This window comes from Acinetobacter gyllenbergii (genome assembly GCF_001682515.1).
GTDB classification, from domain to species: Bacteria; Pseudomonadota; Gammaproteobacteria; order Pseudomonadales; family Moraxellaceae; genus Acinetobacter; species Acinetobacter gyllenbergii.
In genome coordinates, this window is the sequence record NZ_KV575261.1 from 250,823 (window position 1) to 265,236 (window position 14,414).

The following is a 14,414-nucleotide window of genomic DNA, read 5'->3' on the forward strand; positions in this document are numbered from 1 at the left end:
TTATTGGGCGTTTGCTTCGGCTTGAGGAATTTCTGACACAAAAGCAGAGCCTACATCTACAGGCTTACCACGTTGCCAGCTAAAACGTTTGATTACAGGCGTACCTGATCCTGTTAAACGAACTTCAATGAATTGAGGTGTAAACCCTTTAGGCATTGTCCAACGCCCGGTTAGACGCTCAAAATCATCAAAATTGAAGTTTTTATCTTCTAAAGGCACAACTAAAATTTCAGTATCTTTGATTAAGCGCAATTCAACCGAACCAGAAGCTCTGCGCTTATTTGGACTGACTTGAACAAGATCAATCTGATATTCAAAGGCATTTTCAGGTAAAGATTTAATTGCCATATTTTGAATGGTTAAGCTTACACCACCACGTTGTCTCAAAATATCACGATAAATCGCATTCATCCCCTCAAATTGGGTCTTATCCGCATTGGCTTGATTCACTGCCTTGAATAAGTCATCTGCATTACCCACAGCCATATCACGCTCTTGAACAGCAGCATTTAAACTCTTGCTGACTGAATCCAATGCAGTCTTTTGTTTCTGAACCACATCAACCAATTGTTCAGCATCTGCATCATAACCAACCACTGTTAAACCTTGACGGTGGCCGACAGTATAACCAAGCAAAAAACTGCTACCGATAAGAACAGTAGCACCAATAATCAAAGGTAAATTCGTTTTTAAGAATTTATTTTTTTCAACGGAACTGTCTGGTGAAGTAGTCGGTTCAGCGTTTTCCATCATCATCTCTATCGTTATGATCTGCATCAAAGCACACATTAAAATCGAAATTTAAATGTGTGTGAAGTAAAAAAGCGTTTTTTATGGTAATAAACCAATACCTTCCAAGCCTGCGGCCTCATCAAAACCAAACATTAAGTTCATATTTTGAATCGCCTGACCTGCAGCGCCTTTCACTAGATTGTCTTGAGCAACCAAGATAATCAGCTTATTCGGTTGTGGGCGATAGAGTGCAATTCTGAGCTCATTGGCACCACGAACACTACGTGTTTCTGGGGAACTATTTGCAGGCATAACATCAACAAAACGTTCATTTTTATAGAAATCTTCGTAAAGTGCTTGCAAGTCAAGTTGCTGACCTTGTTCGCTTAAGTCAACATAAATCGTACTCAGCATGCCACGAATCATTGGCACGAGATGTGGCACAAAAATAAGCTGATCAAACTGCCCTTTTTGCCCTGAGATATTTTCAAGCGCTTCAACAATCTCGGGATGATGACGATGTCCAGCAACACCATATGCTTTGAAATTATCAGCGTTTTCACTGTAAATCATACCTAAGCTTGCTTTACGCCCCGCCCCAGATACCCCTGACTTTGCATCCACAATGATACTCTGAGTATTGATTAGTTGCGTTGCCGATTTTAGCAATGGCGCCAAACCTAATTGTACTGTTGTTGGATAACAGCCAGGATTACCAATCACTTGTGCTTGCTTGATCTTCTCACGATTTAACTCAGTTAAGCCATAAACAGAATCTTTTAATAAGGCTGGACAACTATGTTGCATACCATACCATTTTTCAAACTGAACCAAATCCTGCAGGCGAAAATCAGCTGCAAGATCAATTACTTTTGTACCAGCAGCAATCAATTTTTCAGCATATTGCATTGCGACGCCGTGTGGCGTTGCAAAAAATACAACATCGCATTGTGCTAATTGATCTAAATCCAGATCAGAAAACTCGAGTGTTGTATGTCCACGTAGACTAGGGAACATATCTGCAACACGCTTTCCTGCTTCTGTACGAGAAGTGAGAATACGAACCTGAACTTGTGAATGTCTTAATAAAAGACGTAATAGCTCAACCCCAGTGTATCCAGTTCCACCAACAATACCAACAGAAATCACGTGTAACACCTCAAGCGTTCAATTAGATAAATAGTATGGCAGTTTGCCCCATTTTACACAATCTTCAAGTGCCTAACATTTAAGAAAATAACAGGACAATCCATCATCCTTATGCAGTGAAAAAACTATAATTGGATACAAATAAACGGATTATATTTGAATTGATTCTACCATTGGTCAAGAAATACTATTGAATCATTTCACTATTCGAATAGAATAAAAAAATTGCGGTAATAATAAATTTCATGGATGCAAAATTTTTTGGAGAGCTGGAATGCCTTCTTTGATGTCAAAACAAAGATTACATCATCATATCTGCTTAGGGCTAAGTACACTTCTACTCAGCTCTGCATTAATTGGCTGTGGAAGCGGTGAAAGTAAAGCAGACATAGAGACCACCCCAACAGTGCAAGAACCGAAGCCAAAGAGTTTCAATATCAAAGCTGCTATTGAGATGCGAGATGTTGTACTAAAAGTATTCGACAATTTTGATAATACACTGGTTCTCGAACAAAACTTAAGTACCACATCAGAGATCAATATCACATTACCCCGGACGCTAGATAAAGAACGTTTATATCGCATAGAAATTTCGACCACCCCTAACTCATCAATTTATGACTTTCAGAACTATCAATATCAAAATGTTTCTATGACTTTGCATAGTTTGATTGAAGTCAATACCAGTAATCTTACACAAACGATTTATATCAATCCTAACTCAGAAGCTATTTATCAACGCGCGTTAGTTCGTTCTGGGGTACTCCCGACAGATATCAATGTTAACCCAACACAAATTAGTGCATTACAATTAAATTTAGCAACCGCCGATGTAAATACAGCACTGACCAGTGCTTTTTATCAGTTGGATATCCCTAATCTAAATCCATCGTATCTTCTCAATGTTCTTTCACCAGTAAATGCGACTTTAAAGTCAAATTTATACATCAATAGTTATCTCAGTTTTGGTTTTATGCAGCAATGGGCCAACTTATACCCTAACAATAACTTCGCTGAATTCACCAAGAACTTAGCCGTTGACTTAAAAGATGGTTATCTTGATGCTAAAAAATTACGTGGGGATCAAAACACTCTTACCTCTTTGGTGATTCCAACACCAGATAATATTGACCCATCTAAAAATAACTTGGTATTTATTGCAGCAAATCAAAAGAACGCAAGAGACACGTTTGCAACCTCGTTAAAACAAGCTGTACTACAGTTAGCAGATACTTTTAACCAAGCTGCATTAAACCCTCAAGCCTATGCCCTGTTACAACAAAAGTCCTATGCTGGAAATGGCCCTACAGGTAACGCAGCAAATGCCTTCCGAGTCATTGGTGCTGGTGATTATCGCCGTGCCGTAGGTTTTTCTGACACGACTGCAACCTGTCACGGCTCTATTTACCCCTGCAAACAAGGCATTACAGGAATTAATATTGTCAACGCAAACTTACCCTCGATTGAATACTTAATTGGAAATTACAAAGACCCAAACAGTAACTGTCAACTCAATATTCGCGGGGATGGAAACTTAGAGCTCATCAAAGATGGAAGAACTTATAGCTCAAAACTAGATGCTGACAGTACTGATAACTTATTGCAGGTAAACAAAGATAATTTCGAATATTTACTTAACAGTAGTTCTGCCGAGCCAAACAATAGCACACTGCAATATACTTTTATCCAAGTGAAAGTAAAAGCAAATCAGGTATTAAGTGCAAGCGCTGGTTTGGATAACCGCAAAGCACCGGATCAATTGCAAACAACACAGTTGCAGTGCAATTTCTAAGATTTATGCCACTCATGTAAGCAATGGCACAGTGATGTCATTGCTTACAAAACGCGATTTCAGTATGAGAAAATAATCTGAGTATTGCTAAGCAATACAACAGACTTTTTTGTTTTTATGAAATATGTATTTGCCATCCTGATATTCAATGACCACTGCTATACTCATAGCAAATCTATTTATTACTCCTGTTTTAATGTCTTTAAAATATCAAATTCCAACTTTACTTGTTTATTCAAGACTACTCTTGGGTTTTCTCATTGTCATTGTGACCCTGCTACAACCTCAGCTCTTCCCTATTTATACCGTGGTATTTTTAACGCTGGGACTTATCAGTGATATCTTTGATGGCATCATTGCAAGATATTTAGGTGTATCAAATGAAAAATTGCGTCGCTTAGACTCCAATATTGATCAAATCTTCTTTATTTGTGCAATCGTATCAATTTACTTACAACAACCTCATTTTTTTCAACAATACATTTGGCCAATTCTGATTCTGATTTTATTTGAAGTGGCGATTTATATAGTTAGCTGGATTAAGTTCCGTAAAGAAGTGGCCACTCATAGTATTGGTGCAAAAATTTGGACCTTATTTCTCTTTGCCTTATTGGTACAAGTGACACTCACAGGCCAAAGTCAAATTTTATTCTGGATTGTTTTTTGGCTGGGTATTTTGACGCGGACTGAGATCATCGCTATTATTTTGGTACTCAAACAATGGCAGAATGATGTACCTAGCCTGAAACAGGCATTTCGTATTTGTAAAGGCTTGCCAGTCCAGCAAAATCGTCTTTTTAATGGCTAGGCGATTTTATTTTTTATAATACCAATTGGGCAATTGCGTCTGTTTCAGCTGTTTTCGATGCTCAAGATAGTGCGCATCGTGCTTTGCGACCTCATTCCAGAATGCTGCACTATGATCAAAATGTTTGGTATGTACCAACTCATGTACACAAACAGATCGTACAATATGCGCAGGCATCAGCACCAATGCCGCATTTAACATGATGTCGTGTTTGGAGCTACAACTCCCCCAGCGTGTTTTAGGTTTTCGGATACTACATTGCTGATACGGCAAACTGATGTGTTGACTCACTTGAGCCAAATATTCAGGTAAAAACTGCTTTGCATAGGCCAAAACTGCTGCTTGCAAAGCGTGTTCAGACTGTTCATCTCTTACCCAGATGATGTACTGATCAAAATCAAATTTAAAAATATGACGTTGCTGTTGCGGAATAATTCGAAATGCTTGCGTATGAAAAAATAAAGTCAGCTGTTCAGGAAATACCGCAACTTGATTAAATTGCTGTTGTTGTTTAGCCCATGTCTCGATCAACCATGGTTCTGATTGATGCAAAAATTGCTGAATCTGTCTTTTGCTGCAAAACAATGGAACTGTGAGGCGAATACCTGTTGGCTCAACACGCAAGCGCAAATTTCTCGCCCTTGCATGTCGAACAACTTTAATTTCAGGTAACAGCGTTTCTAATGAAACTAATTGCATTATTGTGCAGTACGCTCTTCAATACCATTATCCGTGGCAACAACCGCGATCGTTGCTGGATTCAAGGCAAAAATACCATTGGTCACAACACCAGGAATATTATTCAGTGTTCTCTCCAATTCAAGTGCATTTAAAATATTCAGATTAAAAACATCTAAAATGACATTACCGTTGTCCGTTACTACGCCTTCACGGTAAACAGGATCACCCCCTAAGGCAACAATCTTACGGGCAACTGCAGAACGCGCCATTGGAATTACCTCAACAGGAAGCGGAAAATCACGCCCTAATTGATCCACCCATTTTGAGTCATCCACGATACATACAAATTTCTTTGCAATTGATGCCACAATTTTTTCACGGGTTAATGCCGCACCACCACCTTTGATCATATGCATATGGCGGTCAATTTCATCAGCGCCATCCACGTAGGCATCTAACCCACCCACTGAGTTCATATCAACCACTTCAATCCCGAGCTTTTGTAAACGCTCTGCGGTTGCATTTGAACTTGCGACTGCTGCTTCTAATTGCAATTCAGGTAATAAATCAATTAAAAAATTAACGGTACTTCCTGTTCCTACGCCCAAAATGCCGCCTTTAGGCAAATGTTTCAAAGCTGCTTTGGCCGCAGCTTGTTTCTTTTCATCTTGGCTTGCATATAGACTCATGACTTCACTCAACTATTTTGACATTTGCTGCAAGAAAACAGCGCAAATGCACAGGGGTTTGCTACAATGATTGCCTATTTTAAACTGTTATAGGGAAGATGAACATGCTGTCTCGTGTGGTACGACAAATTTTACAAGCAACGGTTTACGATGTTGCGATTGAAACACCGCTTGAAGCAGCTCCACGAATTAGTCACAAAATTAATAATAACATTCGATTTAAACGTGAAGATTTACAACCCGTTTTCTCTTTCAAGCTACGTGGTGCTTATAACCGCATTAGCCAATTGCCCAAAGACCAACTGGAACGTGGTGTAATTTGTGCATCTGCTGGCAACCATGCTCAAGGTGTTGCACTATCTGGAAAAAAATTAGGCATTCATGCCATTATTGTCATGCCAAGCACCACACCTGATATTAAAGTACAGGCCGTAAAAAGCTTAGGTGGTCAAGTCGTGTTACATGGCGATAGTTTCGATGTTGCCAACAAATATGCAAAACAGCGTGCCGAAGATGAAGGCTTGGTATTTATCCCGCCTTATGACGATGAACTGGTCATTGCAGGTCAAGGAACCATCGCGAACGAATTATTACGCCAGTGGCGTGATGTTGAATACGTCTTTGTTGCTGTTGGTGGTGGCGGTCTCATTGCAGGTGTTGCAGCCTACTTAGGTGAAGTTGCACCGCACGTTAAAGTGATTGGTGTTGAATACGAAGAATCTGCCTGCTTAAAAGCAGCACTTGAAACCAATGAACGTGTGATTTTGCCACATGTAGGGCTATTTGCTGACGGTACCGCAGTGGCACAAATTGGTGAGTTACCTTTCGATATTATCCGCCTACGCAAATCAGATAACTCTGGCCCAATCGTCGACCCTGACATTGTCACCGTCAATACCGATGAAATCTGTGCTGCAATTAAAGATACCTTTGATGAAAATCGCAGCATTGTTGAACCATCAGGTGCAATGGCCTTGGCGGGTATCAAGAAATATGTAGCTGAGCATCAACTTAGCGGTAAGAACATGGTCTCCATTGTATGTGGTGCCAATATGAACTTTGACCGCTTACGCTATATTGCTGAACGTACCGAGTTGGGTGAACGCCGTGAAGCCATCTATGCGGTGACCATTCCTGAGCAGAAAGGCGCTTTCCTGCATTTCTGTCGTGCCTTGCAAGGTCGTAACATCACCGAGTTTAATTACCGTGCCAGTGACAGTAGTCTGGCACAAGTCTTTGTCGGGATTAGCCTCAAAGGCGGTGAAACTGAACGTCATGAAATTCATGAGATGCTAAAACAACAGTATGAAGTCGATGACCTGTCTGACGATGAGGTGGCTAAACTGCATATTCGTTATCTGATCGGTGGTCATGCCAATATTGAAAATGAGCGCTTGTTCCGCGTTGAGTTTCCTGAGCGTCCAGGTGCATTACTCACTTTCTTGGAGCGTTTAGGACCAACCCACAATATCACCCTATTCCATTATCGTAACCATGGTGCAGCAGAAGGCCGTGTTCTTGTTGGTCTAGAAGCAACTGATGCAAAACAAAATCCAGATGGGTTGATCGAAACATTAGAGAAAATTACTTATCCTTATGCTGAGATCAGTGACAATACAGGTTACAAACGTTTCCTTAAATAAACCGTCTCATCACTTAAAGCCGACCTCATGTCGGCTTTATTTTTATCTGATGATTTTGATCTTTTATCTGTGATCGCAAACAAAATCATTACACATCGAAAAGCATTCCATTTTAAAATGGATAAAAAGACATTTTTATCATTTAGTTAAGGACAGTTATGGCACAGTTTGCAGTCATCGGGTTAGGGAGTTTTGGGGCAACTGTTGCATTGGAGCTAACCAAACTTAATCATGATGTCATTGGTATTGATACCATCAAACGCAATGTCGAAAGTCTTGCAGATCGCATTACCCATGCGGTGATTGCGGATGCTACCGACGAACATGTTTTAGAAGAACTCAATATCCAGAATTGTGATGCAGTGGTCGTGGCTATTGGTGAAGATATTGAAGCCAGTATTCTCTGTGTTTTAAATCTAAAAAACCTTGGTGTGGAAAAAATCTTGGTTAAAGCCAAAACCAAAGCACATCACACTATTCTGTCCCATTTAAATGTTAGTAAAATTATTCATCCTGAAGAGGATATGGGGGTTCGCGTTGCCCAAGCCCTCAATTATCCGATGGTCAGTCGCTATATGGCATTGGATGATGATCACTACATTGTAAAAGTTCCAGTCAATGAAAATCTCAATAATGTGAATTTATCTGGGATCTTAAAACAAGAACCCAATATCAAATTACTTTTATTAAAACGAGATCAGCAAATTCTCTATGAAACAGATGCCAATTTCACGCTAAAAACGGATGATGTTCTGATTCTAGAAGGCTCTCTCAGTCATCTTAGAAAACTTTCAGGATGTTTCGCATAATATGGCACTCAAAATAAACTCCCAGAAGATTTTTAACCTCAGTCCACCCTCTTTACTGGCAATTGGATTTCTCAGTTTTATTATTATTGGCACAATATTACTGAAACTGCCGATTGCCAATAAAGGCAATGTCAGCTGGATGGATGCCTTATTTACAGCCACCTCCGCTGTGACCATTACAGGCTTATCAGTGGTCAATCTGAATGACTCTTTTAATCATCTCGGACAGTTTATTATTCTTTTACTGATTCAATCTGGCGGCCTAGGTTTCATGACCTTTGCCATTTTGGCGGCATTGAGTCTTGCACCCAAGCTCGGTTTAAAACAACAGATGATGGCACAAGATAGTTTAGGCCAAACCAGCCTATCCAAAGTCACATTTGTTGCCAAGGGTGTTGTCATGTACACCTTGCTCTTTGAGCTGATTGGCGTGATTATCCTAACGGCCTCCTTCGCCCCTATGTATGGTTTTGCCCGTGGACTGTATTATGCGGTTTTCTATAGTGTTTCGGCCTTCAACAATGCTGGTTTTTCCCTATTTGATAACAGTCTGATTAACTTTCAAAGCCATTATTTGATTTGTCTCACTATCAGTATTTTATATACCTTGGGTGGCATCGGCTTTTTGGTGTTAATTGATGTGAAACAGAATAAACGCTGGAGCAAGTTAACAGCAAACAGTAAATTGATCCTCAGCACCATCGCCATATTAAACCTTGTTGCCTTCGTGCTGATCTGGCTTTTGGAATCCAACAATCCACTTACCCTTGGCTCAATGAGTTTGGGGGAACAAGCCATGAACGCATGGTTTCAAGCCACCGTCCCGCGTTCTTCAGGCTTTAATACCATTGACACCGGCTCGATGGAACATAGTACGGCTTTACTGACCATGTTACTTATGTTTATTGGGGGTGGTTCGCTCAGTACAGCTGGCGGCATAAAAGTCGGCACTTTTGTGATTTTATTGCTCTGCGTGATTTCATTTTTAAGACGCAATGAAGAAATCCGTATTTTTAACCATTCAGTGTCACAAGAAACCACCTATAAAGCACTTGCTGTAACCGCGATTACAGGCATGTTGGTCTTTGTCGGCTGCTTTATTATTTTCTTGCTTGAACCGAAATTAGATGTACTCGACTTAATGTTTGAAGTGGTCTCTGCCGCATGCACAGTAGGACTCTCGAGAGGTGTGACAGGAGAGTTACATGACGGCAGTTTATTCGTCCTAAGCCTGCTGATGTTTACAGGACGGCTTGGGCCTTTAACACTGGCCTATCTGATTGCAACACCGAAGAAGAGCCGCTTAAAACATGCCAATGCCAATATTCAGATTGGGTAATGCTCTAAAGGCTGCTCAATCACAATCACTTGCTGACAGATCCCGTCAGCTTGGCGTTGTTGCTCAAAGACAGCTTTAGACATCACATCAAAATGATCACAGAAACTAATTTCTTGCGGGTCGATGGAGTAAACCAAGGATTGGTTTCCCGTCCCTTGTAATGTGTCATAAAACACAATGACAAAGTTACCTTGTTCAAAAGCGCGTTGAATCTCTGAATATGTTAAAGCAGCTTGAATTGGAATCTGGAGATTTTGTGCCTCCAGATAACTTTGCTGCTCTTTTGCCTCAATATTTGGATCAGGCGCCGTATAGAACGACACTTCAAAACCTAATTTCTTCATCGCCACAGCCAAAGCGATGGTATATGTCCCATCTTCTTGGTCATGTCCAGACAAGCGAATTAAATCAGCAATATCAACATGGGTATGATATTGCTTCACAATTAACCAGAGTGCAAAGACGCCACAATTTGCTTCAAGCTGCAATAGAGATTCTGGAATATTTAAACTCATTTAGTACCAGTTCATTAAAGATACGCCCAAGCCGACATAGGTTGCTCGGTGGTTATAATCAATCAAGCTCTCGCCATAGCCATCAAACACTTGAAAATGACCACGTAATTTATCTTTAATTGGGAAAGCCCAGTCAAACTGAACCGCACCATGCGAACGATCACCACCTTTCAATGAATGACGTAACATTAAGGAAAAATCATTATTCCCTTTGCGGTAAAACGCAGTTAAATCACCACGCCCAATATAATCCTTAATGTCTGGGTTATTGTCATCTTTGGCATCTTCTTCTACTCGATACCAAGGACGTAACATGAGTGCGAAGTTATCTTTTTCAAAACCAAGATTAAAGATCACACGGTTCCAGCTACGAGATAACGGATCTGAACGACCATTGGATTGGTGGTTCAAAGTCACCCCAAGCAGACGTGCATTTAGACCTAAAATTTCATAATTGGTTCTAAACATCAAACTCGCTTCTGGTTCATAATTGGTCTCACGGAATGGTCGTGATTCTTCAGAGTTATAAACCTGCCAACGTGAGGACTGGGTATAGCCCAACCAGAGATCACCATTATTACCAAAAATGTTTTCCCAAGCTTTGGTCTTAAATGAAAGCTGGAACTTTGCTTCGCTCGACGTTAACTCTTGCTTATCTTTAACCGTATTTTCAGGATTTGGACTGCTTGGAAACTCATTTTTATCACTAGTCCAAAATACGGGAAGTAAATAAACGGGTTGATAAGCACGGATATTCCATACCCCCAACTTACTCTCTTCTGAAAGCTCCCAGCGACGATCAAGTAACGAGACATTTGGATCAAATTTTGGTGCAGCCCCCAAAATATGCAAATCACTGACCTTTTGCACCACTTTGTCTTTCAAAGATTCAGGTTCAGCTTTTTCATTGGATTCAACCACAGGCGTAGCTACTGCAAGTATCGGTGCTGCATCTGTCTGAGCTTGTGTTGGAATAATGGTCGGCGCTTTAAACAGGCGATCATAACATGCTAAACGTTCAGCATTTGCAGCCAAAGCCACACAGGCATCAACGGTCGCGGGGCTTGTAGGTGCTGTTGATTCAGCATGTGACAACGAGGTCGCTAAAGAGCCAAGTATCGCAAGGACACTCAGCTCCAAATGACTACGTTCAAAAGATTTGAACGCCATAGATTTCTCCGATTTTTATTTTATTAATTGACCTGCTGGATATTAAATCCAAGTTTCTGCAATTCTTCACGTTTCGCAAATGGCGCAACCACGGCTTTCACAGGTTTTTGAGCCAATAGATATTGCTTCGCCACACGCTGTAAATCATCCAAGTTCACGTTCAGTAAACGCTCACGTAAGATTTTGCGGAATTTTGGCGTACGTGCGTGCAATAAAGCATAACACGCCGTAATTGCTTCCCCAGCCGGTGAACCTGGCTTATCCATACTTGCAACCAAACCAAGAATTGCTTCTTCGAGTTGATGTGGTTGTTGTTCTGTATTGAGCAACCATTGCACACTGGCTTCAAAATCATTAAACGTTTCTGCTAAACGCGGATCGCGGTAGCTATAGAAGCGGAATGAGCAGGCATTGCCATCATAACTTGCACCACCCCCATACGCACCACCTTTTTCACGAATGGCACTATGCAAGAAACCATTGCGTAAATAAGCAGCCAATACCATCAATGGTGCAGCATCAGGATGTGCGACATCCACAGCCTGATAAGCCGAGGCACAGAATTGAACATTGGCTTGAATCAACCATGCTTCATCATCTGAAGTATTGACCTGTTCTACTTGCGTCAAAATGACAGGTGCTTGATCAACGACGAGCTTATCCCAAACGTTTTGCACCTCTTCAACCAAACGATCCGATTGATGCTCTTCACAGACCAACAAGAATTGTTTTGGCGCCTGCATTAACTTGCGGTGAATCGCTTGTAATTCAGCAATGAGTGCTTGATAAGCACTGTCATCCTGATCAATTTTCGTAACGAGCTCACTAAGCCAATTTAATGCGCCTAAACCGGTATTATGATAATCACGGCGAGCTAGTGCACTCATTTGTCGAGATGCAGCTTGCATCGCATAACTATGACCAGAGCCAGACAAACGTGACTGCCAACGGGTCTTACGTTGCTGTAATAACTCGATAATGCGATCTTTCTCATCAAAACGGAGTTGTTCAAAAGCAAGTTTAAGCAGCTGAATTGCATCCAACTTTTGGGTTAATGACTTGGTGGTTAAAGTTAACCACGCACTAATGCGGTCTTTATCATCCACTTTACTGCGTAAAGATGCCCCCATACCAAGACCGCCACTGACCGCAGTTTGGATTTGCTGCAATTCGAGATAATCATACTCGCCCGCACCCACTTCACCCATCAGAATTGAGAGTAAATTAAAGTAAGGTGATTGTACGATCTCATCAGGAATCTGAATCAGCACTTGTTGATAGTAAATACCATTGGTGCCCGCATGATAAAGATTCAACGGCGTATCTAGCCCATTGCAAATAATCTCGCGTAATTGCCCTTGTACAATCTGTAATTCTGCTGGCACATCTTCCAAGCCCACTTTAGGCAACAATTCGAGATTATCTGGTGTATCTTGACGCTTTTTCAGTGCTTCTGTTTTTTCCTGAATTTCAACTTCCTGTTCGTCAGTTAAATTTGCAGTAATCTCAGCCAAACGCGCTTGTTCGGCTTGCTGTTCTTTCACAGATTTAGTTGCATCAGGAACTAAAGTCATTTGCACCCGATGTGGATTATCCAATAAATGGGTTTGAATCAGATTCGACAACCACATTGGATCTTTGAGTTCTTCTTTGACTTGCTCAATCGCTGAATCTACATCCCAAACATGAATAGGGTCATTGTGGTGAATCGCGCTACCTAAACCATTCAAGATCAAGCTCAAGCCATACGGTGTGCCATCACCATTGATTTCACGCTGATGCAATTCAATCTGATGCAGGATCGCATCCACCAAATCTGTATCAACAGGTTGAGAGGCAACCTCTTTTAGTACATCTAAAACACCTGTTTTAAATGTTTCTGCATGTTCAGCATTTGAACCTTGCACACCACAGTAGAAGGTCATTTCAAAGTTACTATCATCCACCCCCATGAGTGGGCCTGTTGATTGTGCATAGCCACAGGTTTCTAAATACTGACGCAAAGGAGAAGCAGAATTTTCCAATAAAATCCCTTCAACCAAACGCATCCCCAAACGTAGTTTGATATCGCTGGTTTCAGGTAATAGCCATGACATTACATGATAAGTTTTATCTTTTAGATCTTCACTATCGACTGCATAGCTTTCAGTCACTTCCACTGGTGCAGTCAAACGTTTCTCTGGCGTTGAATACAGGGTAGTACCTTGTGAGAATTTATGCAGTGCTAATTTCTCAAATTGCTCTTGTAGATCATAAGCATTCTGGTTACCGAATGTCATAAATACAGCATTACTCGGGTGATAATGCGTTTTATAGAAATCGACTAATTGCTCATAACTCAAATCAGGAATATCTTTTGGATCACCACCAGAATTATAGTGATAGGTTGTTTCTGGGAATAAATGATAGGCCAACTGATGGTATAGCTGGTCTGAAGGCGAACTCATTGCACCCTTCATTTCATTGAAAACTACGCCTTTATATACTGCTTGATCATTTTCCAATTCAATGCGAATCCCTTCTTGTGCAAAATCTAAAGGATTCAAATTGGCAGCAAAGGCAGCATCTAAATACACCGACAATAAGTTTTGAAAGTCTTTTTTGTTCTGTGTTGCAAAAGGATAAGCTGTCCAATCCGCTGCTGTGAATGCATTCATAAATGTATTCAACGAGCGGCGGATCATCAAAAAGAACGGATCACGTACTGGGAACTTTTCAGAACCACAGAGTGCTGTATGTTCTAAAATATGTGCCGTTCCTTTTGAGTCCATCGGTTGAGTTCGGAATGCCACCAAGAATACATTTTCGTCATGGCTAGTGGCTAAATGGTAGTGAACTGCACCAGTCACTTTGTGCTTATATTCTGAAACTTGAATATCGAGTGCTTCTACATGGTGTTGACGTAATAGCTGAAACGCGGGATGTGTGGTTTGAGTAATGCTTTCAGTAACATCTACAGTCATGTGATCTCCAATTTATCTCTATTAAATTCATTACAATTGATTATAGAGAGTCTACCGAAGAATACGTATCGATATCCATGTAAATTACTCTATTTTTGTAGAAAAATGCAGCGGCTAAGCCAAA

12 protein-coding genes are annotated in these 14,414 nt (G+C 40.8%); 5 read left to right on the forward strand and 7 right to left on the reverse strand.

Features of this window, described 5'->3' with window-relative positions:
* Positions 1-750 (reverse strand): DUF6776 family protein, encoded by a 750-nt coding sequence (locus tag NG55_RS01340; protein WP_016539961.1) that lies wholly within the window; start codon positions 748-750, stop codon positions 1-3.
* A gap of 81 nt (positions 751-831) precedes the next feature.
* Positions 832-1,881 carry an N-acetyl-gamma-glutamyl-phosphate reductase gene (argC, locus tag NG55_RS01345; RefSeq protein WP_065342687.1) on the reverse strand — a complete coding sequence of 350 codons (1,050 nt, stop codon included), beginning with the start codon at positions 1,879-1,881 and terminating at the stop codon, positions 832-834.
* A gap of 274 nt (positions 1,882-2,155) precedes the next feature.
* Between argC and NG55_RS01350 the strand changes: the two genes are divergently transcribed.
* Together NG55_RS01350 and NG55_RS01355 are read left to right on the forward strand one after the other, a co-directional pair.
* A complete protein-coding gene (locus NG55_RS01350) occupies positions 2,156-3,673 on the forward strand; it encodes a hypothetical protein (RefSeq protein ID WP_065342103.1) in 1,518 nt (505 codons plus the stop codon).
* Between the two features lie 196 nt (positions 3,674-3,869).
* The gene (locus NG55_RS01355) at positions 3,870-4,481 is read left to right on the forward strand and encodes a CDP-alcohol phosphatidyltransferase family protein (protein WP_065342104.1); all 612 of its coding nucleotides are present in this window, start codon (positions 3,870-3,872) and stop codon (positions 4,479-4,481) included.
* Between the two features lie 6 nt (positions 4,482-4,487).
* Here the strand turns inward: NG55_RS01355 and NG55_RS01360 are convergent, their stop codons facing one another.
* Positions 4,488-5,180 carry a M48 family metallopeptidase gene (locus NG55_RS01360; protein WP_065342105.1) on the reverse strand — a complete coding sequence of 231 codons (693 nt, stop codon included), beginning with the start codon at positions 5,178-5,180 and terminating at the stop codon, positions 4,488-4,490.
* Complete coding sequence (gene rpiA / locus NG55_RS01365; RefSeq protein WP_016539956.1) at positions 5,180-5,851, reverse strand: ribose-5-phosphate isomerase RpiA; 672 nt, start codon at positions 5,849-5,851, stop codon at positions 5,180-5,182. The genes NG55_RS01360 and rpiA overlap by 1 nt, the downstream gene beginning before the upstream one ends.
* A gap of 98 nt (positions 5,852-5,949) precedes the next feature.
* Here rpiA and ilvA point away from each other — a divergent pair, with 98 nt between their 5' ends.
* The 3 genes from ilvA to NG55_RS01380 all read left to right on the forward strand — a co-directional run bounded on the left by ilvA (position 5,950) and on the right by NG55_RS01380 (position 9,642).
* On the forward strand, positions 5,950-7,494 hold the full coding sequence (ilvA, locus tag NG55_RS01370; RefSeq protein ID WP_171257915.1) for a threonine ammonia-lyase, biosynthetic: 1,545 nt from the start codon (positions 5,950-5,952) through the stop codon (positions 7,492-7,494).
* A gap of 158 nt (positions 7,495-7,652) precedes the next feature.
* The gene (locus NG55_RS01375) at positions 7,653-8,303 is read left to right on the forward strand and encodes a potassium channel family protein (protein WP_016539953.1); all 651 of its coding nucleotides are present in this window, start codon (positions 7,653-7,655) and stop codon (positions 8,301-8,303) included.
* 1 nt (position 8,304) lies between these two features.
* Complete coding sequence (locus NG55_RS01380) at positions 8,305-9,642, forward strand: TrkH family potassium uptake protein (RefSeq protein WP_016539952.1); 1,338 nt, start codon at positions 8,305-8,307, stop codon at positions 9,640-9,642.
* Here NG55_RS01380 and NG55_RS01385 read toward each other — a convergent pair.
* Genes NG55_RS01385 through NG55_RS01395 form a run of 3 tightly spaced genes read right to left on the reverse strand, consistent with a single transcriptional unit; the run spans position 9,630 to position 14,290 of the window.
* Entirely contained in the window at positions 9,630-10,157 is a 528-nt protein-coding gene (locus NG55_RS01385; protein WP_065342107.1) for a cysteine peptidase family C39 domain-containing protein, read from the reverse strand. The genes NG55_RS01380 and NG55_RS01385 overlap by 13 nt on opposite strands.
* Complete coding sequence (locus NG55_RS01390) at positions 10,158-11,327, reverse strand: phospholipase A (protein ID WP_016539950.1); 1,170 nt, start codon at positions 11,325-11,327, stop codon at positions 10,158-10,160.
* Positions 11,328-11,350: 23 nt separating this feature from the next.
* A complete protein-coding gene (locus tag NG55_RS01395) occupies positions 11,351-14,290 on the reverse strand; it encodes an insulinase family protein (RefSeq protein WP_065342108.1) in 2,940 nt (979 codons plus the stop codon).
* Between the last annotated feature and the right edge of the window lie 124 nt (positions 14,291-14,414).